The sequence below is a fragment of the Nonomuraea sp. NPDC049158 genome (assembly GCF_040648335.1).
In the GTDB taxonomy this organism is placed as follows: domain Bacteria; phylum Actinomycetota; class Actinomycetes; order Streptosporangiales; family Streptosporangiaceae; genus Nonomuraea.
Map to the genome: position 1 here is coordinate 21,266 of NZ_JBEZDM010000036.1, position 22,234 is coordinate 43,499.

Sequence of the window (22,234 nt, forward strand, 5' to 3'; positions counted from 1 at the left end):
CGCGATGGCATTGTCCGTCGAATCCCTGATGCTCGAGGTGGGCAAGGCGTTCGCCCCTTTGGAGCAGCGGCTGCGCGGTGACGAGATCCCGCTGCTGTTCGCCGAGATCGGCCTGCCGGCGCCCGGCGTCGTGCTGGCCGCGCAACCCGTACGCAACGCCGTGGAAGGCGCCGCCACGGCGCTGAGCGGACTGCCCCGCTCGCTGTCCGACCTGGCCGCGGCGATCGAGGCCGAGGACGTGGACCGGATCGCGGAGAGCGTGGCCGCGATCAGCAAGCTGGTCACGGCCGTGGCCGACGCGGTCGGCGTGGTGGCCGGCGCGATCCGGGCGGCCGCGGCGGCGGCCGGGCCGAACCGGGCCGAGGTGGAGGCGTTCGCCGGTGAGCTGGCGGAGCGGCTGTTCGGCTTCGCGCTGATCACCTACCTCCAGGACAGGAAGCCGATCGTGGCGAACGTCCTGGAGCTGATCGGCGTCCTGGAGTCGACGCCGATCGCCGCGACCCCCGCGGCGCCCACGCACGTGCGCCGGGTGCTGCGCCTGGACCGGCTGAGCGGCTTCCTGCGCGACCCCGTCGCCACCCTGACCGAGCTCTACCGCTGGGGCGGCCCGGACTTCGACTGGGACCTGCTGCTCCAGCGCCTGTCGATCTTCCTCACCACGGTGTCGCACTTCGCCTTCCCGCAGCCGGGGCCGCCGCCGTTCCTGCGGGTCGCCGGCGTGGACATCGGCAGGACCGATGACCAGATCCCTGGCGTGGCGGCCACGTTGCGGCTCGACGCCAAGGACCATCTCGAGCTCATCGTGCCGGTCAACGACTCCGTGGCGCTGGTCGCGACGGCCGACGCGGCGATGGAGGCGGGGGCGGCCGTCGAGCTGCTGCCGCCCGCCGACCTGCGGGTCGTGCCGCCGTCCGGAGAGGTGCGCGGCTCGGTGCGGTTCGGCGTCCAGGCGCCGCCCGCCGCCGGCGGCCCACCGCTGGTCGTCCTCGGCACCGCGGGCAGCTCCCGGGTCGAGGCGCGCTCCCTGCGCATCACGGGCGGGGCGGACCTCGACTGGAACGCCGCCGCCGGCCGCGCCGAGGGCGAGCTGGTGCTGGAGGCCGCCGTCGAGGGCGGCAAGATCGTGCTGAACCTGGCGGACGCGGACGGCTTCCTCGGGACGATCCTGCCGTTCGGCTCCATCGAGCTCGACGCCGACGTGGGACTGTCCTGGTCGAGCGCGACCGGGCTGCGCTTCCGCGGCACGGGCGGGGTCGAGGCCGACATCCCTGTCGACCTCCAGATCGGCCCGGTGGAGATCCGCTCGCTCCACCTCGGCCTGCGCCTGACCGACGACGGGGTCGCCCTGGAGGTGTCGGGCACGGTCGGCGCCCAGCTCGGCCCGATCGCGGCCGTGGCCGACAGGATGGGAGCGGTGATCAAGCTGTCGCGCGAGGACGGCGCCCTCGGCCTCGACGTCGGCTTCAAGCCGCCCACCGGGGTCGGGCTGAAGATCAACGCGAGCGGCGCGTCCGGCGGCGGGTTCCTGTCCTTCGACCCCGACCGCGGCGAGTACGCGGGCGCGCTGGAACTGGAGATCGTCGACCTCATCGCGGTCAAGGGCATCGGGCTCATCACCACCCGCCAGCCGGACGGCTCACCGGGCTTCTCGCTGCTCATCGTGCTCACCGCGGAGTTCCCCTCCGGCATCCAGCTCGGCGCCGGATTCACGCTGCTGGCCGTCGGCGGGCTTCTGGGACTCAACCGGAGGATGGACCTGCAGGCGCTGATCGAGGGCGTGCGGACCGGGGCGATCGAGTCGGTCGCGTTCCCGAAGGACGTGGTCGCGAACGCGCCGCGGATCCTGTCCGACCTCGGCCGGTTCTTCCCCGCCCAGCAGGGAACGTTCCTCATCGGCCCGATGGCCAAGATCGGGTGGGGCACTCCGCCCCTCATCACCGCCTCGGTCGGCCTGATCATCGAGGTGCCGGGCAACATCGCGATCCTCGGCGTCGTACGGGCCGCGCTGCCCTCTCCCGAGGACCCGCTGCTGCTCCTGCAGGCCCAGTTCCTCGGCGCGCTGGAGCGAGACAAGGGACGGCTGTGGTTCTTCGCCAAGCTCGTCGAGTCGCGCATCGTGGGGATGACCGTCGAGGGCGGGATGGGCCTGCTGGTGGCCTGGAGCGGCGACCGCGAGCTGATCGTGACCATCGGCGGCTTCCATCCCGGTTTCCGGCCGCCGCCGCTGCCCTTCCCCACGCCGGCTCGGCTCGCGGTGGACCTGCTCAACCGGGGCAAGCAGCTCATCCGGGTGACCGGCTACTTCGCGCTCACCCCCAACACCGTGCAGTTCGGCGGCGGTGTCGAGGTGCGGCTGGGGTTCAGCTCGTTCGGGGTCGAGGGCCATCTCACCCTCGACGGGCTGATCAACCGCGACCCGTTCCGCTACAAGGCGCACAGCTCGGGGCACGTCTCGCTCAAGGCGTTCGGGGTCGGCGTGTTCAGCCTCAGCCTGGACCTCACGCTGGAGGGCCCGGCGCCGTGGCGGGTGCACGGGCGCGGCTCGATCGGCTTCCTGTTCTTCTCCATCTCCGCCGACTTCGACTTCTCCTTCGGCGAGGAGCTGGCGCTGTTCGTGCCGACGGTTCTCGGGCTGCCGCTGCTGGTCTCGGAGATCGCCAAGAACGAGAGCTGGGAGACCCGGCTGCCGGGCGGCGGCGTCCGTACGCTGGTCTCCCTGCGCAGCCTCCCGGCGGGCGACGACCTGGTGCTGCACCCGCTCGGCACGCTCGTCGTCCGGCAGCGGGCGCTGCCGCTGGGCGTCCGGGTGGACCAGATCGGCGGGCAGCCGATCACCGACGGGCGGCGCTTCAGCCTCACCACGCCGCAGAACGGCGGATTCGTCGAGAAGTCGGTCACCGGCGAGAAGTTCGCGATGGCCCAGTTCCAGAAGATGTCCGACGCGGCCAAGCTGTCGCGGCCCTCGTTCGAGACGCAGGACGCCGGGCTGGAACTCACCTCCGACCAGGGCGATCTCGCGACCGCCCGAGTCGTGCGCCGCGCGGTCCGCTTTGAACTGCACCTGATCGACAGCGCTGCCGCGCAGCCGGCCGGAGTCGCGCTCGCAGCCGCGGCCGGCGCGCCTGTGCAGCGCTTCCACAGCGTCAGCGAGCCGGTGTTCGACGAACTGCTGCGCGGTTCGAGCACCAGCCGTTCGGGACTGTCGGCCAGGCAGGCCAGGCAGCGGCAGCCGTTCCTGGCCGAGGACACCGTGCGGATCGACGAGCAGCGGTTCGTGGTCGCGTACGTGAAGAGCAACCGCCAGGCCTTCCCGCCGAGCCGGCCGGGCACGACCACGCGCCGGGTGCCCTCGACGTTCCGCAGCCGCGCGACGGCCGAGGACGCGCTCGCCGGATTCGTGACGCTCGACCCGAATCTGGCAGGGCAGCTGCACGTGATTCCGGCGGCCGAGGCGGCCGTCACGCCGGGCGTGCCCGGCACCTGGTCGCCCGCGGGCGTGCTGCCCGCACCGGTGTCCGAGGTGGATCTCGTGCCGCTGCAGAACGGCCGCGTCCTGATCGCCGGGGGCACCGCGCCCGACGGCTCGCCCGTACCGGTCACCCAGTTGTTCGATCCGGCGGGCGACTCGTGGTCCACCGGATCCGCGCTCGGGGCCGCGCGCAGGCGGCACGCCACCACGCGCCTGCAGGACGGCCGCGTGCTCGTCACAGGCGGGCAGGGGGGCGGGCACGCGCCGCTCGCGTCCACCGAGCTCTTCGACTCGGCCGCGGGCCGGTGGACCCCGGCTGCCGGCATGGCCGTCGCCCGCCACGGGCACTCGGCCACGGTGCTGGGCGACGGCCGGGTGCTGGTGGCCGGCGGCAGCGGCGCGCGGGACGGGCAGGAGGACGGCGCGCTCGCCTCCGCCGAACTGTACGACCCGGCGACCGCCACGTGGACCACCACGGGAACGCTGAGCAGCGCCCGCACCGGCCACCAGGCGGTCCTGCTGGACGACGGCCGGGTCCTGGTCACCGGCGGCCTGCTGCCCACCGGCGCGGGCCGCGCCGAGCCGCTGGCCTACTGCGAGGTGTTCGACCCGGCCGGCGGGCAGTGGAGCACCACCGGCAGCCTCGGCACGGCGCGGGCCGGGCACCAGGCCGTCCTGCTCACCGACCACCGGGTGCTGGTGACCGGCGGCGACCCTGTCGTGGCCGCCGACGGCACGCTGGACCCGCACAGCCTCGCGAGCGCCGAGCTGTACGACCCGGTCAGCGAGGTCTGGAGCACCGCGCGGCCGATGCCGGACGGCGGCCGCTCCGGCCACCGCGCGATCCCGCTGCGCTCCGGCGAGGTGCTGGTGACCGGCGGCACCGGCGCGCCCGAACGGAACGCCGGCTTCCGGTCCGTCCTCTCCTACGACCCCCGGTCCGGGACCTGGCGCACGCTGGGCGGCCTGCTCCTGGGCCGTAGCGCCCACGCCGTCGCCGAACTGCCCGACGACCGGGTGCTGGCCGCCGCGGGCGTGGCCGGCACCGACCCCACAGGCACCGGCGAGGTGCTGATCCCATGACCAACGAAGGAATGACCATCATGCCCAAAGCCACCGAGCCACCCGCCGGAACCTGGAAAACCGCAGGCGACCTGCCCACCCCGGCCGCCTGGCACGGCCAGCACGACGGGCCTGTGCTGCTCGCCGACGGCACCGTGCTGGTGGCCGGCGGCGCCGACGCGGCAGGCGGCTCGCTCGCCGACGCGGCCCTGTTCGGCAAGAAGCAGGGCACCGACCACGACACCTGGGACCGGGCCGACCCGATGGGCACGCCCCGGCGCCTGCACTCGCTCACCCGCCTGGCCGACGGCCGCGTCCTCGCCGTCGGCGGCCTGAACGGCAGCACGGAACAGGGCTCCGCCGAGCTGTACAACCCGGCGACGGGACACTGGACCCCGACCGGCGGCCTCATCACCCCCCGCTGGGGACACAGCGCGACCCTGCTGGAGGACGGCAGCGTCCTGATCGCCGGCGGCAGCGCGTCACGCCCCTCGGGCGGCACGGTCGCGCTGCGCTCGGCCGAGCGGTTCGACCCCGGCAAGGAGAAGTGGCGCTCCGCGGGCTCCATGAGCGACGCGCGCACCGCCCATACGGCCGTACCGCTGCACGGCGGAATGGTCCTGGTCGCGGGCGGCACCGCGCCGGTCGGCGCCCCTGAGGACCCGGCGCTGGCGTTCTGCGAGCTGTACGACCAGGCACGCGACAAGTGGACGCCCACCGGCAGCCTGATCAGCGCCCGCAGGCACCACCGCGCGGTCCGGCTGTCGGACACCAGCGTGCTCATCACCGGCGGCACCGCGCCGGGCTCGCCGGGCACCGCGCCGTACGACCCGTTCAGCCGGCGCACGGCCGAAGTGTTCGACCTGAACACCGGCAAGTGGGCAGAGGTGACCGCGATGCCCTCAGGGCGCGCGCTGCACCGCGCCGTCCTGCTACCCGGCGGCCAGGTCATGGTGGCGGGCGGCGCGGCGGGCGACCGCGACGAGTCCGGCTTCCGCAGCGTGCTGGCCTACGACGTCACCGGTGACGCGTGGGCGTCCGTGCCGGGCCTGGTGACGGGCCGCTGGTCGTTCGCGGCCGTCGTGCTGGCCGACGACAGGGTGCTGGTCGCGGGCGGCGTCGCCCGCTCCGGGCTGGCCGCCGCCGGCCCGGCCGCCGTCGAGCTGACCGCGACCTCCGAGGTGTTCGGGGAGACCTCGTGACCGCCAACGCCTACACCTTCCTGCCGTGGTTGCGGGCCGGGATCAACACCCGGATCACGGCGGACCCGGGCACGGCCGCGCGGGCCAGCGTCCAGATCCCGCTCAACGTCTCCGGCGAGGGGCTCGACGGCGGCACGATCACCCACGACGCCGGGCGTCCCGTGCAGTTGTACGGGCCGGGCGACGTGGTCGGCGTGGACCCGCGCGCGATCTCGCGGACCGAGCCGCGGCCGGGCACCGCCAACGTGGAGCCGAACTTCCTCGCGCACATCGAGTTCGTGGAGGAGGACTTCGCCTGGCGCTACAGCCCCGCGCCGTCCGGCCCGTCGACCGCGCGCCTCACCCCGTGGCTCGCCCTGGTGGTGCTGGCCGTCGGCACCGAGTTCGCCGAGGCCCCCGGCACGGACCCGCTACCCGCCATCGACATCATCGACCCGGTCCATGTGATGCCGCCCGCCGACCAGCTCGGCGCCTGGGCGCATGTCCACGTGAACGGCTCGCTCGCGGGCCCGGTCGTCACCGACAGCACGGCCGGCCCGCTGGCCGCCCTGGACACGGTGCTGACCACCGACCCCGACAGCGCCTGCTCGCGGCTGATCTGCCCGCGCCACCTGCGGCCCGAGACCGCGTACGAGGCGTTCCTGGTGCCGGCCTTCGAGACCGGGCGCCTGGCCGGACTCGGCTTCGACCCGGCCGGAGCGCCGGGCGCGCTGTACTCGAGCTGGGGCCCGCCCTACGCCAACCGCCCGGTCGGCAACCGCATGCCGTACTACCACCGCTGGGCGTTCCGCACCGGTACGGCCGGAGACTTCGAGTTCCTCGTACGCCAGTTGCAGCCCCGCCGAGCCGACGCCCGGGTGGGCGTCCGGGAGATCGACGTGCACGCCGGCCCCGGCTTCGACCTGCCCGGCATCCCCGACCAGGGCGGCGTGCTGCCGCTCGGCGGCGCGTTACGCGTGCCGGAGAGCGTCGATCCGAGGGAGAACTGGGACCACTTCGCCGACCCGCCGTCGCCGTCCCCGCTCTACCCGCACCCGTTCGAGCAGGAGCTGGCCCGGCTCATCAACCGGGCCGACGACTTCCAGCAGCCGACGTCGGGACCGGACCCGTTCCTCACGCCGCCGCTGTACGGCCGGTGGCACGCGCGCACCTCGCGCCTGCTGTACGACCGGGACGGCACACCGGTGTCCACGCAGGACAACCACAACTGGGTGCACCGGCTGAACCTGGACCCGCGCTTCCGCGTCGCCGCCAACCTCGGCGCGCAGGTGGTGAGGGACCACGACGAGGAGCTGATGGCGGCCGCGTGGGCGCAGGTCGGCGACGTGCTGGCGGCCAACGGCCGGATCCGGGCCGCCCAGCTGGCCCGCGAGGTCGGCCACGCGCTCCAGACCCGCCACCTCGAACTGCCGGCGGGCACGGCGCGGACCGCGGCGGCCGCCGCGCCTTCGGGACGCGCGCTCACCCTCACCGCCCCCGCCCACTCCCGGGTCACCACCCCCGTCACCGCCGCGAACTCGCTGGTGGCCGGGCAGGACAGCGAGGTCGCCGTCGGGTTCCACGTGGCCGGAAGCCGGGTCGCCGCCGCGCCCGTCTCGCCCGCCATGCGGCGGATCATCCGCCCCGGCTCGCGGCTGATCCGCTCGCTGGACTTCGCCGAGGGCCCGCGGCCGGACGCCCTGCTGTTCCGCATGGACGACGCGGTCAACCCGGTCGTCGCCGTACCCGTCAAGATCACGCCCGGCGCGCTGGTCACCCCGGCCGACGTCAACGCCGCGCTCCACCCCGACCGGCCGCCCGGCACGGACCCGGTCGACGTCCTCGCGCACAGCCCCGACTTCGTGCTCCGCTCGCCCGGCGATCCGGTCACCCCGCACCCCGGCACCGCCGACAGCGCCGAGGCGACCCGGTTCAAGATCGCGCTACGCGAGCTGCACCAGGCGATCGACGCCGGGGTGGCGGTCGGTCAGACCCCGCCGCCGGTCCCGCTCGACCTGGGCACCACCACGACGGCCACGCTCACCGGCCTGCGCTCCGACACGACCGTGCCACGCGCGCTGCTGGACGGCTCCGTCAGCCTCCCGGAGCGCCTGCGGCCGTTCGCGGAGGCGTTCACCGAGGCCATGGCGTACCCGGTGTTCGACACGCCGATGTTCCGGGCGCTGCTCGGCCTGGGGGTCGACGCGTTCGTACCGCACCTGAACTTGCTGCCGCAGAACACATTGACGCTTCTGGACAACAACCACGAGTTCATCGAGTCGTACATGGCCGGGCTCAACCACGAGATGGCCCGCGAGATGCTGTGGCGGGAGTTCCCGACCGACCAGCGCGGCACCCCGTTCCGCCAGTTCTGGGACCCCGTCACCGCCCTGCCGGAGCCCGGGGTGTCGCCCGCGGACCGCCGGGAGCGCGACTACGACATCCCGCCGATGCACCGCTGGCCGCTGACGGCCAGGCTCGGGGAGAACTCCAACCCGCACGACGGGATCGTGCTGGTCGTCAGGGGCGAACTGCTCAAGAAGTACCCGACCACCGCCATCTACGCGCACCGGGCCGAATGGCCGCCCGGCCCTGACGGCCTGCCCGACAAGTCGCAGCAGCGCCGCCTGGTCACGATCACCGCTCAGCCGACGACCGAGCAGATCCAGCTTCCCCGCTTCGAGGCCACCGTGGACCCGGACATCTACCTGATCGGGTTCGGCCTCACCGCAGACCAGGCGATCGGCGGTCCCGACGACCCCGGCTGGTTCTTCGTGCTGAAGGAACGTCCGGGCGACCCCCGCTTCGGCCTGGACGACCGGGACCCCGGCGCGCCCGCCGGACCCATCGAGGTCTGGAACGACCTGACCTGGAGCGACGTCGACCCCGCAGGACACGGGTTCCTCACGCTCGACCCCGCCGTCACCGTGCCGCTTGCCGGGCTGGACGGATCCGACGACGCGGGCAAGCTCGACCAGCACGGCGAGGACGAGAACCTGCCGCTGTGGTCCAGCGGGCTGGGTTCGGCCGACCTCGCCTACATCCTCCTCCAGGTGCCCGTCATGGTCGCCGTTCACGCTCAGGAAATGGTGCCCCGATGACCGCGCTCAGCGACGCGTTCCCGGTTCTGCTCGCGCCGGTGCGGGTCGAGACCCGCTTCACCGCCACGGAACTGCTGGTCCGGGTCTTTCCGGACGAGTGGGCCGTGGACAAATTCGAGTCCAAGCCCACCGACGCCGAGATCACCGCGATCGACGCGTACTGGACGGCCCGCTGGGCGGCCGGCGGCCGGGCCGCACGGCTTCAGGCCGCCTGGCAGGAGCTGGCCACCCGGATACCGGCGGGCCGCGCGGCGTGGCTGCTGCGGGGCCGTACCCCGGAGAACCCGGCCGAAGAGCCCACCGGGGCGGCCGACGACGCTGTGGTGCTGGCCATCCGGTCCGCCGCGGCTCCGGCCGCCAACAACCGGCAGCCGTCGATCGTCTATTGGAGCGCGGTGTGGCGGGCGCACGGCGACCGGCTGCGGTTGCGCCAGGCCGACGCCGCGCTGCTCGCCTCAGTCGGAACCGCCAGGGCGAACACCATCCGCGCCAACCGGCCGTTCGGGCTGGACGGCGCGCTGACGAGCCCGACCGACAACGTGCTGGTCGCGTTCCTGGTGCTGAAGCCGCCCGCTTCCGGCACGACGGCGACGGACGCCTGGACGCAGGGCGCCAAGGCCGGTCTGCTGCCCGACCGGTTCCAGGTACTCGGGTTCAACGGCACCCGCCAGGTGGTGTCGGTGACCGGCGCCACGGTGCCGGCCACGCTCGCGGTGAGCCCGGACCCGGGCTCCGGCGACCAGATCTCCGTCAACGAGCAGACCGGCGTCCTGCACGTGCCGGACGCGCTGCGCTGGCTCGTCGACTTCGACCGGGCCGTGGCCGTCGGCATGGGCGTGCGGATCCCGCTCACCGACGAGATCCGCGGCGGGGTGGAACGGCTCGTCGTGCTGGGCCTGCGCGAGCAGGCGGCGCCCACGAAGACGGCCGCCGACCTCACCGAGCTGATCAAGCGCCACCTGCGCGGCCCGGACGGGTTCGTCCTGCTGCCGCAGGGCACGCCGACCAACAACTCCGAGGTCCGGCCGGCCGGTCAGGATGAGGAGGACGAGGCCGCCGCGGCGCTGCGCTCCTCCAGCGGGCTCGCCGCCGCGGCGGCGCAGGACTGGACGACGAGGACGGACGGCAGGCAGCTCACCGACCTGCTCGGCATCGACCCCGGCGTCCTGTCCGGCATGCCGAACGCGGACGGAACGGACCAGCGCGACGCCCGCGCGGCCAACACCGCGCTGTGGCCGGCGACGTGGGGCTCCTTCCTGCAGACGGCGCTGCACCCGCTGCTCGGCCCGGACGCGGTCGCCAAGACCCGCGACTTCTTCCAGAAGTACGTCTCCGGCCGTGGCCCGCTGCCCGTGGTGAAGATCGGGCGGCAGCCGTACGGGATCCTGCCCACCACCGCCTTCTCCCGGCTCGCCTTCCCGGACTCCGCGGGGCACCGGCGGGCGCTCAACCGGGTCCTCACCGAGGCGGGCAAGGACTGGGCCGCCGCCGCCGCTCAGGTGCCGCACCTGGGCGACGGCGCGAGCGACGCGCACCAGCACCTGCTCGACCTGGTCGCGCTGCACCCGACGTCGGCCGAGTACCACCAGCGGTACGCGCAGAGCCTCGAGGACCTGTTCAACCGGGAGAACCTCGCCGGGCTCGGCGGCACCGTCGTTTCCACGGTGGAGCAGTTCGGGCTGGCCGCCCCGGTGCGCGCCCTGCTCAGCCGGTTCGGCGCGGACACCGGCCCCGGCCGGGACCCTGACCTGCTGCGGCGGCTGTTCACCGACTTCCACCAGCCGATGCTGGCGCCGCTGGTGGACGACCGGCCGCTGTCGGAGAGCGCCCGCATCCGGCCGTACACCACCGACGGGCGCGACTATCTGACCTGGCTGGCCGCGCTGACGCGTACCAACCTGAACGGCATCCGGCTGGAGTCGGGCTTCGCGGAGGGGCAGCGTCCGGCGACGCTGCTGTACCTGCTGCTGCGGCACGCGATCCTGCTCGGCTGGGACGAGGCGGCCCGCGCGCTCACGGCCGCGGCCGGCCAGTCCGCCGGGCCGCCGGTCGACCCGCCGTTCATCCACGTGCACCTGCCCGGCCCTGGTGAGGACGCGACCAGCGAGAGCCGCTTCCGGCTGCTGTACTCGCCCGCCCCGCTGGTCACGGGCAGCCCTGATCAACTGCTGGTCAACTTCATCCCGTCGGCGCTGAGCAAGCAGGCGCCGGACCAGCCGGGCCCGACGGCGGCGCTCGCCGACCAGGCCCGCGCGCTGGACGTCATGGCCACCCTGCCGACCGCCCGCCTGGAACGGCTGCTGGCCGAGCACCTCGACCTGGCCACGTACCGGCTGGACGCGTGGCGGCTGGGCCTGGCCACCGAACGGCTCGCCGAACTGCGGTTCGCGCCCGACGGCACCGTACGGCCCGGCCTGCACCTGGGGGCGTACGGCTACCTGGAGAACGTCCGGCCGCATGCCATCGACCGGCTGGAACCCGTCCCCCTGACCGGCCCGCTGGCGACGGTGTTCGCCGGAGCCCAGCCGCTGCTGCACGACCCGGAGAACGAGGGCTTCGTGCACGCGCCGTCGCCCGGCCACGCCCGTACGGCGGCCGTCCTGCGAGCCGGGTACGTCGCCAACGCCGACCGGCAGAACCCGGGCCCCTTCGCGGTCAACCTCGGCGCGGACCGGGTCAGGCTCGCGCTGTCGATCCTCGACGGGATGCGGCGCGGCCAGTCGCTCGGCGCGATGCTGGGCTACCGCTTCGAGCGCGGCCTGCACGACCGGAGCGGCCACGGGACCGAGGTGGACAAGTTCATCGGGGGGCTCAGGCTGGCCTTCCCGCTGCGGTCGGGCAAGATCCCGCAGTCCGTGGCCGCAGATCAGGACAAGCCCGGCGAGATCGGGCAGGTCGAGGCGCGCAACGTGATCGACGGCCTGGCCCTGGCCCGCCATCTGACCAGGAGCGGCGCGTCGCGCACGTACCCCTTCGGTCTGAAAGGTCTGCCGGAGGCGAACCCCGATCAGACCCAGGCGATCAGCGAGGAGGCCGACCGGCTGCTGGCCGCCAACGACGCGGTCGCCGACCTCGCCGTCGCCGAGGCCACGCACCAGGCGCTGGGCGGCAACCCCGAGCGCGCCTCCGCCACCCTCGACGCCTACGCCAAGGAAGGGCTGCCGCCCGAGCCCGAGGTGGTCAGGTCGCCGCGCAGCGGCACCACGCTCACCCACCGGTTCGGGCTGCGGCTGAAGGCCGGACTGCACCCCGGCAACGACGACACCCCCCGCGCGCAGGCGGAACCGGCCGTGGACGACTGGCTGCCGAGCCTGCTGCCGCGGGACGAATCCGTCGCCGCGCGCGTCACCTGGACCGACCCGGTCAACGGCCACGCCCACGAGAGCGTGGTCACCCAGGACGACGTCGACCTCGCCCCGATCGACCTGCTGTGGACGGTACGGCCCACCGACCAGGCGGCGATGACCGACCTGGACGACCGGATCATCGGCGTCGTCGTGAAAAGGGAGGACCCGCGCCCGGACGCCGAGCTCACCATCCGCTACACCGACCGCATCGACGGCAAGATCACCTTCTTCGAGCTGTCGCCGCTGATCACCGCGCTGCGCACGCTGCTGACCACGGGCCGGCCGCTCAAGCCGACCGACCTGGTGCCCGCCTCCGGCCCCGTCACGCTCGACCGTACGCTGGACGACGCCGTGTCGGTGCCCCGGCAGCGCCCGGTCGCGGTCCGCGAGTCGCTCGACGACCTCGGCGACGACGTGGACGACCTGCTGGGCGACCTCGTCCGGCTGTACCCGCCCGCCCCCGCGCAGCCGCGGCGCGACGACATCGTGGAGGACATCGACACGCTGCTGACCCGCTACGCCCGGCTGGTCACCACCGCGGCGGGGTTCGGCATGGTGCGCAGCGGCTGGGGCGAGGTGACCGCCTGGCGGCGCGGCGTGTTCTCCGAGGTGCTGGCGGCCGCGGCCGTGACGGCGGCCCGGATGGGCCGCACGCTCGCCAAGGCCGACGCGCTGCTCGCCGCCTACGACGCGCTGCCCCGGCGCACCCCGGACGACGAGCGTTTCCGCAGGTTGCACGAGGTGGAGCCGCTGCTCACGACCGCGCCCGACCCCGACCCGCCGGACCGGCCCGACCGGTTCCGCGACGCCATCGGGCGCCAGCGCGACATCTTCGCCCGGCGCCAGGACGATCTGGAGGACGTCGCCAGGACCGACCATACGAAGCTGAGCGAGCTGCTGGAGGAGGTCGGCGACCTGCTGCCGCTGACCGGGCTCGACCCGGCCGGACTGGACCTGACCCCGGTGCTGGACAAGGTCGTCGCGTTCGGCGCGGAGCTGCTGTCCAGGACGCGGGCGCTGCGCGAGGAGATCACCGCCCGCCTCGCCGCCGCCACCGCCGCGCTGACCAGCGCCGACAACGCCGTCACCGCGCCGGACCGCGCGAAGGCGACCATCGAGGCGCTGCGGGCGCTGCTCGGCCCGGACGCGCTGGTCGTGCCGGAGTACACGCTGCCGAAGGATCTCGGCGACGACCTGCATGACGCGTTCGACGACAGCGACGACCTGGTCAAGCACCTCACCCGGGCGCCGATCTCCCGGGACTTCCCCGTCGACGACTGGCTGCACGGCCTGGCCCGCGTACGGGAGATGCCGCGGCTGTGGGAGCGGGTGACGCTGCTCAGCGACGCGCTCAGGAACGACGACCTCGACGACATCGAGGACCGGGAGCCACGGCTGCGGCCGATCCAGTTGCCGCTCGTGAACGGCGACCACTGGCTGGCCATGGAGCTCGCGTCGGGCGCCACCATCGACCAGGACCGGCTGCTGTTCACCGCGCACTACGCCGACGACCCGCCCGACGGGTCCGGGCCCGCCAGCGGCCTGCTGTTCGACGAGTGGACCGAAGTGCTGCCCACCGACCGGGAGACGACCGGCATCGCCGTGCACGCCGACAGCCCCGACTCCGAGCCGCCGCAGAGCATGCTGCTGGTCGTGCCGCCCGTGACCACCGGGTCGTGGCGGGCCGAGGACCTCGTCGCGGCGGTCACCGAGACGTTCGACCTGGCGCGTACACGGCTGGTGGAGCCCGCGCAGCTCGACGGCACCGGGTACGCCCAGCTGCTGCCCGCGACCCTCCTGTCCGCGACCCGCCAGCCCATCACCATCAGCACCGATCTCGCCGTCGCCAACGCACGATGGAAGGCCGACCATGAGTGAGCCCCGTATCGCCGACCTGCCCGCGGCGCTGGCCCATCGCGACTTCCCGACGGTGGGCCTGTGGAACCGCCTGGAGGGGCGTCCCCGTACCACCGACTTCGGCAGGGCGCTGCGTGCCGAGGTCCGTGACCCGCTGTGGCTGCTGGCGCGGCAGTGGCAACTCGGCGAGTTCCGCGCCACCGACGGCGGCTCTCCGGTGACGGCCACGTACTCGGTCGTGGCCAGCCCACTGACCCGCTTCCGCCCCGACACCGACCCGGTGAGCCCGCCGGGCGCGTTACCCGCCGGGCGTCCCTTGGAGACGGTGGCGGAGAGGCGGCCCCTGCCGTTCGCGTTCGGGACCGAGCCGATCTCGTTCGACCTGCGGCTGTCGCTGGGCCGCCGCTGGCTGAAACTCGTGGCGCGGGCCTCGCTCCAGCACAACCGCGAGGTCGCCGAACAGTACGTCGCCCGCTACCGCATCACCCTCCCCGACCCGAACACCGAGGCCGACGCCCAGCGCGTGGCCCACCCGGAGGTCTGGGCGGGCACGCAGGCGGTGGCCGGCCGCCGGATGGACGGCTACCTGCTGTACCAGAACGTCAAGGGCGGCGGAACGGCCGCCGACGGGATCACCGGGCTGCGGCGGCAGGACCGCGACGCGCTCAACGCCCTCGGCCCCCGCCTGATCGCCTGGTTCGACCAGCTCATCGACCAGCCGGGCGCGGTCAGCCCCTGGGATCCGCGACGGCTGGAGCACCGCTTCTCGGTCGCCGCGGCCGGGCCCGGCGGCGAGACGGTGCTGTCCGCACCCGAGTACCCGGGCGGCGAGCTGGACTGGCACGCGTTCTCGACGGCCCACGACGACACGCTCGGCGGCGCCGGCGCCACTCCCGCCGCGCTGAACCGCACCGTGTTCCCCACGCCCGCCCGGTTCACCGGCATGCCGCTGCCGCGCTGGTGGGCGGTTGAGGACGGCCGTACGAACTTCGCCGCCGTCACCCCCGACAGCACCGACCTGGCCCGGCTGATCTTCCTCGAGTTCGCGCTGGTCTACAGCAACGACTGGTACATCCTGCCGTGCGACGTGCCGACCGGCACGTTCGCGGCGATACAGGGGCTCGCGGTGACCGACGTGTTCGGCGCCCGCCGCTGGATCACCCCCGCCGGCGCGGGCGCCGCGCACGACTGGCAGAAATGGTCGATGTACGTCCACGGCGACGCGCCCGGCCTCCTGCTGCCGCCCGGAACGCCGAAGGTGAGCGACGGCCCGGCGCTGGAAGAGGTCCAGCTGGCCCGGGACGAGAACGCCAACATGGTGTGGGGCATCGAGCAGACCGTCCGCATGCCCACCGGCGACCCGCGCCCCGGCGCGGAGGCCGCCGCCGAGACCCTCGCCTTCCGCCGCCGGCTGCGCCCGCCGACGGGGGCCGACGACCCTCGGGCGGCGCCCGACGATCCTGGGGCGGCGCCCGCGTACCGGGTGATGAGCTCGGTCCCGGAGCACTGGATCCCGTTCATCCCGGTCCACGTCCCCGGTGACAACCGCAGCGTGCAACTGCAGCGCGCCACGATGCCCAGCGAGGTGGACGGCAGTCCCGTACCGGCCAGGACCGCCCTGCTCCGCGAGGGGTTCGACGCCGGGAACTCCTACTTCATCAACGAGGAGGAGGTCCCTCTCACGGGCACCCGCCTGACCGCCGCGTACAACCGCACCCGCACCCGGACCGGCCAGGTGATCGTCTGGCTCACCGTACGGCGGGACACCGGCCGCGGCGGGCGCTCCAGCGGGCTGGCCTTCGACCTGCTGACCGACACCGCACCCCAGTGACCTACGGGTCGCAGGACAGAGCGGCCACACTCGCCCATCGGTGGTCGAGGGCGTAGTTCGCTGGCCGCCGCGGCGATCGCGGCGGCCTCGATCGCCGCCACTACCACCCCGGCCGCCGCCACGTAGGCCGCGGCCGGGGTGGCCTGAGCGGTCGAGTAAATGACGCAGTTGGCCAGCTCAGCTCTTGGTGAGTGCTTCGCGGCGGATCCACTGCGGCAGGGTGGGGTTGTCGACGGTGGTGATGACGCTCACGGTGCTACGGACGTAGCGGTCGTCGTCCAGCAGCGCGAGCATGCTCGCGGCCAGATCCGTACGGGCGGTGAACCTGCCGTCGGCCTGGCCCTCGACGAGCGTGTAGGCGGTGGGCGACGGCAAGTGGTAGAGCCCGCTCGGGCGCACGATCGTCCAGTCGAGATCGCTGGCGCGGACCAGCGTTTCCATCCGCCGCATGTCGTCGTACAGCGTCTTACCGAGCACCCGCGTCACGTACGGCAGCACGACTCGGTTGAACAGGAAACCGCCATCGGAGTACGCGTGCGGGGCGACCCCGCTCGAGCTGACCACGGCGAGGCGGCGCACCCGATGCCGTTCCATCGCGGCGACCATGTTCGTCACACCCCGCGAATAGGTGCTGATCGGCTCCTTCCCGGCGGGCACGCCGAGCGTCGACAGCACCGCGTCCCGCTTCGCCACGGCGGCGTCGACGGCCGCCGCGTCGAGCACGTCGGCACTGACTACCTCGAGCCGATCATGGCGCAGCGGAAACGCGTCCGGTTGCCGGGTGACCGCGGTGACCTGATGTCCGGCGGCGAGTGCCTGGCCGGTGAGCAGGCGGCCGGTCGGACCGTTGGCTCCGAAGACTGTGATGAGCATGACGACTGTCCTTTCTTGGTCACGACCGCGGTCGTCATCAGGCCGGAGTCGAACCGAACTGCCCAGACCAGGTCGTTGGTCATGAACGCGCCGGGCCGTACGAAGGTCCACGGCAACCCGGACGCTTCGACGGCCTGTTCCAGTCGCGGACGCCGCTGGCCGATCCAGCCGGGCGTGGGAAACCCGCCGGGGTCGCGAATGATGACGCGTACCTTCTCGCCCGCGTCGAGCTGTTGGCGCCGAGGTTTCCGGTGCCACCGGTTACCAGCATCATGGTTGAGCTCTCCTTTGCTGGTTCGCCTCGCGAACGACCGCCCAGGCGTCCGCCACCGGACCCAGGTGCCGCAGTTTGTCGGGGTTGATCACCGCGCGGATCGTCTGGATCTGCCCGTCGAGGGTGTCGAGCGCCAGGATGTTGACGATGTGGCCGTCCCGGTCGCGGAAGATGGCGCCCGGCTGGCCGTTCACTTCATGCGGCTCCACCACGCCGCCGATCCCGACGAACGGCGCGACGATCGCGGCCAGCGTCCGGGCCACGCCCTCGGCGCCGAAGACGCCCCTGCCCCACAGCGGGGCCTTGCCTCCGCTGTCGCCGATCATCTGTACGTCGGCGGCGAGCAGTTTCCGCAGGCCGTCGACGTCCCCTTCCCGGAAGGCGTCGAAGAATCGCTCGGCGAGTTCCGCTCGCTCGCGTCGATCGGCCTCGAACCGGGCACGGCCCGCGTCCATGTGCCGGCGCGCCCGCACGGCGAGCTGGCGGCAGGCCGCCTCCGACCTGCCCACCGCCGAGGCGACCTCGCCGAAGCCGAACCCGAACACCTCCCGCAAGACGAAGACCGCCCGTTCGAGCGGACTGAGCCGCTCCAGCAGCAACAGGGCCGCCATCGACACCGAGTCGGCCAGCTCCGCCGACCGTTCCGGATCCTCGTACGGGTCGGCGAGCAGCGGCTCGGGGAACCACTGCCCGGCGTACTCCTCCCGCCGGACGCGTGCCGAGCGCAACACGTCGATCGCGATCCGCGACACCGTGGCCGACAGGAACGCCTTGGTCGAGGCGGGCTGCGTCGGGGAGGCCTCGTAGCGCAGCCAGGTCTCCTGGACCGCGTCCTCGGCCTCGCTCACGCTGCCCAGAATCCGGTAGGCGATGGAGAACAGCAGCGGCCGCAGCTCCAGGAACTCCTCGGCGCGCGTCATGCCAGCTCCTCCTTGAATCCCTGGCGCCAGGAGGGGTAGCGCAGCTGCCAGCCGAGCTCCCGCTTGGCCTTGGCGTTGGAGAAGCCACGCCCCTGGGTCATCATCGCCACCGCCGTACTCCCGGCCAGCGGCCGGGCGAGCCACACCGGGACCCGCATCGGTGGCTTCGCCCCCGCGCACGCCGCCAGGTAGGGCAGCCACTCGCGGGCCGGGGCCGGCTCGTCGTCGACGATATTGAACACGCCCTTCACCTTGCGCTCCACGGCCAGGAGAGTGGCGCTCGCCGCGTCGTCGAGATGCACCCATGAGCTGTAGCCGGCGCCGTTCCCGACGACCGGGTACTGCCGCTTGCGCACGAGCTCGACCTGATCATCGGTGGCGCCCGGCCCGTAGAACGCGCCGTAGCGCAGGACCGCGCCGCCGGCCTTGACGACCACGTCCTCAAGGTGGCGGATCGCCGCCGCCCCCTTGCCCGTGCTCGTCGGGTCCAGCGGGTCCTCCTCGGTCTTCACCCATCCGCCCTCGCGGATGCCGTTCCAAGAGCCATAGCTCTGCGCGACGACATGGGACACACCGGTCGCTTCGGCGGCGGCCAGCAGGTGGTCCGTCCCCTCGGAGCGCAGCCGGTTGGTGGTGGCGAACCAGCGGTCGAAGTGCTTGATATCCGGCTTGCCGGAGATGGCCGTCATCTGGTGCACGATCACCTCCGGCCGGGCCTGGGCCACCGCCTCGCCGACCGACATCGCATCCAGCCCGTCCATCACGACCGCCTCGGCGCCCAGCTGCGCAAGCATGCCCCGCTTGGCCGTGCTCGTCGTCGTCGCCGTCACCTCGTGGCCACGCGCCACCAGCAGTGGCACCAGCCGCCGGCCCAACACCCCGGCCCCGCCCGCCACGAACACCCGCATGACCATCACCTTCCAGATTCCAGAGCTTGTCTTCGGAACCCGAGACGAGACAGCCCGCCCATCTGTGACATGCGGCCTAGGACGACATTTTCCCCCGGCCGGCCCGGGACTCCAGGTAGCGTTGCTCGGCGATACTGGCGGTGGACTTCGCGGCGAGCCGGAAGTGCTCGTACGCCCCCGCCGCGTCGCCCGCCTTCTCCAGCAGATGCGCCCGTACGGACAGCAACCGGTGATGCCCGGCCATCCGCTCGTCACCGTCCAAGGTGGCCAGCAGGGCCAGCCCGGCCTGCGGGCCCTCGGTCTCGGCGAGCGCGATGGCCCGGTTGAGGGTGACCATCGGGTTGGGCGCGATCCGCTCCAGGACCAGGTACAGCGCGTGCACCTGCGCCCAGTCGGTCGCCGCGGCCGTGGCCGCGTCGTCGTGCGTGGCGGCGATGGCGGCCTGCAACTGGTAGGGCCCCAGCGCCGGGCCGGCCAGTGACGCCTTGACCAGCTCGGTGCCCTCGTCGATCAGCGCGCGGTCCCACTTCGTACGGTCCTGCTCGTCCAGCGGCACCAGGTCGCCGCTCGCCGTCGTACGTGCCTCCCGGCGGGCGTCGGTCAGCAGCATCAGCGCGAGCAGCCCGGTCACCTCGTCGTCCTCGGGCAGTTGCGCGTGCACCATCCTGGCCAGCCGGATCGCCTCGTGCGCGAGGTCGGTGCGATGCAACTCGCTGCCCGAGGAAGCGGTGTAACCCTCGTTGAAGATCAGGTAGAGCACGTGCAGGACGACCCGCAGCCGCTCCTCGCGCTCCGCGCCTTCCGGCAGGCTGAACGAGCTGCCGGCGGCCTTGATGCGCTGCTTGGCCCGGCTGATCCTGGCCGCCATCGTGGCCTCCGGCACCAGGAACGCGCGGGCGATCTCAGCGGTCGTCAGGCCGCCGACCGCGCGCAGCGTCAGGGCGGTCTGGGAGGCCGCGGTCAGCGTCGGATGGCAGCACAGGAACAGCAGGACGAGCGTGTCGTCGGTGTCCGGCACGTCCTCGGGCACCACTTCGGTGGCCGTCGCCGACTCCCGCTCGCGGCGCGCGTGGTCGCTGCGCACCTGGTCGATGAGCCTCCGGGACGCGACGGTCATCAGCCAGCCGCGCGGGTTGTCCGGCAGCCCCTCGGCCGGCCACTGCACGGTGGCGGCGAGGACGGCCTCCTGCAGGGCGTCCTCGCACGCCTCGAACTGCCCGTTCCGCCGTACCAACGTGCCGAGGACCTGCGGCGTGAGCTCACGCAGCAGGTCCTCGATGGCTGATGTCGTCATGCCTCCAATTGTCCGTCAGCGAACATCACCTGCCGCACCTCTACCCCCAGCCCCTCGATCGCGGTGTCCGGGATCTGCGTGGCCAGCTCGATCGCCCGCTCCTTGTTCTCGCAGTCGATCAGGTAGAAGCCGCCCAGATACTCCTTCGCCTCCAGGAAAGGGCCGTCGGTCACCACCGGCTGGCCGTTGCGTACGGACACCACGGCAGCCTGCGACGGGTCGACCAGCGCCTGCGTGGTGATCAGCTCGCCGGACTTCTTCAGCGCCTCGATGAACGCGCCGTGGCCGTCGCCGATCGCCGCCTTCTCCTCGTCGGTCAGCGCGTCCAGCACGGCCGGGTTGATGTGCATGCTGATCAGGAACTTCATGTCGTACTCCTCGTGGTTCGCGAGCCCCGGCCGGGGCCCTTCGACCGGTTGGTCGGAGCCGCCGCCGTCGTCTTGACATCCCCTCGCCACAACTTACCGGCGAAATTTTCGCCGCCTCGGCCGCGCGAGATCCTTTCCGCGGCGATGTCAAGAAGCTCGCGACCGCTCCGACCAACCGGCGAAACGTCGACAGAACACCCGTCGGCAGAACACACAAGGAGTTCGGATATGCGAGTCAACCGGGCATGGCTGGGACTGCTCGTCCTGGTACTGCCGACCTTGCTCGTCGCAATGGACATGACGGCGTTGCTCCTCGCGCTCCCGCAGCTGAGCGCCGGCTTGGGCGCCACCAACGTCCAGCAGCTGTGGATCAGTGACAGCTACGGATTCATGGTGGCCGGCCTGGTCATCACGATGGGCACGCTCGGCGACCGGATCGGCCGCCGTCGGCTGCTGATGATCGGGGGAGCGGCGTTCGCGGTGCTGTCGGTCGTCGCCGCCTTCTCGGTCAGCCCGCTGATGCTGATCGTCGCGCGTGCGCTGCTGGGCGTCGCCGGCGCGACCCTGATGCCGTCCACCCTCGCCTTGATCACCAACATGTTCCAGGATCCACGGCAGCGCGGGCAGGCCATCGCGATCTGGGCGACCTGCCAGTTCGCCGGCGGCGCGCTCGGGCCCGTGCTCGCCGGATTCCTGCTCCAGCATTTCTGGTGGGGATCGGTGTTCCTGGTCGCCGTGCCGGCGATGGCGTTGCTGCTGCTCGCCGGGCCGGTCCTGCTGCCCGAGTTCCGCACCGACCGGGCCGGTCGGCTGGACCTGGCCAGTGTGGGGCTGTCGCTCGTGGCGGTGCTGTTGATGGTGTACGGCATCAAGCAGGTGCCCGTCGAGAGCGTGCCGGTCGTTCCAGCGGTGGCCCTCGTCGTCGGCGCGGCCATCGGCGCGCTGTTCGTACGCCGGCAACTGCGGCTGGAGACGCCGCTGCTGGACCTGCGGCTGCTCCGCAACCGCCCGTTCACGGCCGTACTCATCGCGCTGGTCTTCGCCGGAATCGCCATGGCCGGTACGGGCCTGCTGGTGACCCAGTACCTGCAGAGCGTGCTGGGCTTCTCGCCGGTCGCGTCGGCGCTGCTGTTCGCGCCCATGGGCCTGGGCACGGCGGTCGGCACCATGGCCGCGCCGGCGCTGGCCCGGCGGATGAAGCAGCCGACCGCCATCGCCGGCGGGCTGGCGGTGTCGGCGCTGGGCGGCCTGCTGCTGGTCGGCGTCGGCGGGGCGAGCGCCCTGCCGCTGGTGATGATCGGCATCACCGTACTGGCGCTGGGCACCGGGCCGCTGTTCGCGCTGGGCACGGGGCTGGTCGTGGGAGCCGTACCGCCGGAGCGCGCCGGTTCGGCGGCGTCGATGTCGGAGACCAGTAACTACTTCGGCGGCTCGCTCGGCTTCGCGCTGCTCGGTGTGGTGGCCGCGGTGGTCTACCGCAGCCGGATGGACGGCACGTCCGACTCGCTGGCCGGCGCGGTCGCCACCAGCCGGCACCTTCCCGCCGGCCAAGGCGCGGAACTGCTGCACGCCGCGCGGGAGGCGTTCACCGCCTGCGTGCACGTCACCGGCGTCATCGCCGCGGTGATCTTCGCCGGGCTGGCCGTACTGATCCTGACCATGCGCCCGGCGACCCGGCCGCACTTCCCGGCTACGAGCCGGCTCGCTGCCAGCGGTAGTTCGTCACACGAAGTTTGTTAGCCTGGGCCA

11 protein-coding genes are annotated in these 22,234 nt (G+C 73.0%); 6 read left to right on the top strand and 5 right to left on the bottom strand.

From position 1 onward, the window contains the following. The first annotated feature begins 4 nt into the window (after positions 1-4). From AB0B61_RS46105 to AB0B61_RS46125, 5 genes are read left to right on the top strand one after another with little or no spacing between them, the layout of a single operon-like run. Positions 5-4,552 carry a DUF6603 domain-containing protein gene (locus AB0B61_RS46105; protein ID WP_358446795.1) on the top strand — a complete coding sequence of 1,516 codons (4,548 nt, stop codon included), beginning with the start codon at positions 5-7 and terminating at the stop codon, positions 4,550-4,552. Further along, entirely contained in the window at positions 4,549-5,733 is a 1,185-nt protein-coding gene (locus tag AB0B61_RS46110) for a kelch repeat-containing protein (RefSeq protein ID WP_358446798.1), read from the top strand. Before AB0B61_RS46105 ends, AB0B61_RS46110 begins: the two co-directional genes overlap by 4 nt. After that, the gene (locus tag AB0B61_RS46115) at positions 5,730-8,813 is read left to right on the top strand and encodes a hypothetical protein (protein WP_358446800.1); all 3,084 of its coding nucleotides are present in this window, start codon (positions 5,730-5,732) and stop codon (positions 8,811-8,813) included. Before AB0B61_RS46110 ends, AB0B61_RS46115 begins: the two co-directional genes overlap by 4 nt. Next, complete coding sequence (locus AB0B61_RS46120; protein ID WP_358446803.1) at positions 8,810-14,038, top strand: hypothetical protein; 5,229 nt, start codon at positions 8,810-8,812, stop codon at positions 14,036-14,038. The genes AB0B61_RS46115 and AB0B61_RS46120 overlap by 4 nt, the downstream gene beginning before the upstream one ends. Beyond that, positions 14,031-15,848: a hypothetical protein gene (locus tag AB0B61_RS46125; protein ID WP_358446806.1), complete on the top strand. Its 1,818-nt coding sequence runs from the start codon at positions 14,031-14,033 to the stop codon at positions 15,846-15,848. Before AB0B61_RS46120 ends, AB0B61_RS46125 begins: the two co-directional genes overlap by 8 nt. 177 nt (positions 15,849-16,025) lie before the next feature. Here AB0B61_RS46125 and AB0B61_RS46130 read toward each other — a convergent pair whose 3' ends face one another. From AB0B61_RS46130 to AB0B61_RS46150, 5 genes are all read right to left on the bottom strand, one after another. After that, complete coding sequence (locus tag AB0B61_RS46130) at positions 16,026-16,721, bottom strand: NAD(P)H-binding protein (protein WP_358446808.1); 696 nt, start codon at positions 16,719-16,721, stop codon at positions 16,026-16,028. A gap of 270 nt (positions 16,722-16,991) precedes the next feature. After that, positions 16,992-17,915 carry an RNA polymerase sigma-70 factor gene (locus tag AB0B61_RS46135; RefSeq protein ID WP_358446811.1) on the bottom strand — a complete coding sequence of 308 codons (924 nt, stop codon included), beginning with the start codon at positions 17,913-17,915 and terminating at the stop codon, positions 16,992-16,994. Further along, on the bottom strand, positions 17,912-18,823 hold the full coding sequence (locus AB0B61_RS46140; RefSeq protein ID WP_358446814.1) for an NAD(P)-dependent oxidoreductase: 912 nt from the start codon (positions 18,821-18,823) through the stop codon (positions 17,912-17,914). Before AB0B61_RS46140 ends, AB0B61_RS46135 begins: the two co-directional genes overlap by 4 nt. A 76-nt stretch (positions 18,824-18,899) precedes the next feature. Beyond that, complete coding sequence (locus tag AB0B61_RS46145) at positions 18,900-20,117, bottom strand: DUF6596 domain-containing protein (protein WP_358446817.1); 1,218 nt, start codon at positions 20,115-20,117, stop codon at positions 18,900-18,902. Beyond that, positions 20,114-20,485 carry a YciI family protein gene (locus AB0B61_RS46150; protein WP_358446819.1) on the bottom strand — a complete coding sequence of 124 codons (372 nt, stop codon included), beginning with the start codon at positions 20,483-20,485 and terminating at the stop codon, positions 20,114-20,116. The genes AB0B61_RS46145 and AB0B61_RS46150 overlap by 4 nt, the downstream gene beginning before the upstream one ends. Before the next feature lie 228 nt (positions 20,486-20,713). Between AB0B61_RS46150 and AB0B61_RS46155 the strand changes: the two genes are divergently transcribed. Next, entirely contained in the window at positions 20,714-22,225 is a 1,512-nt protein-coding gene (locus AB0B61_RS46155) for an MFS transporter (protein WP_358446821.1), read from the top strand. Positions 22,226-22,234 lie beyond the last annotated feature (9 nt).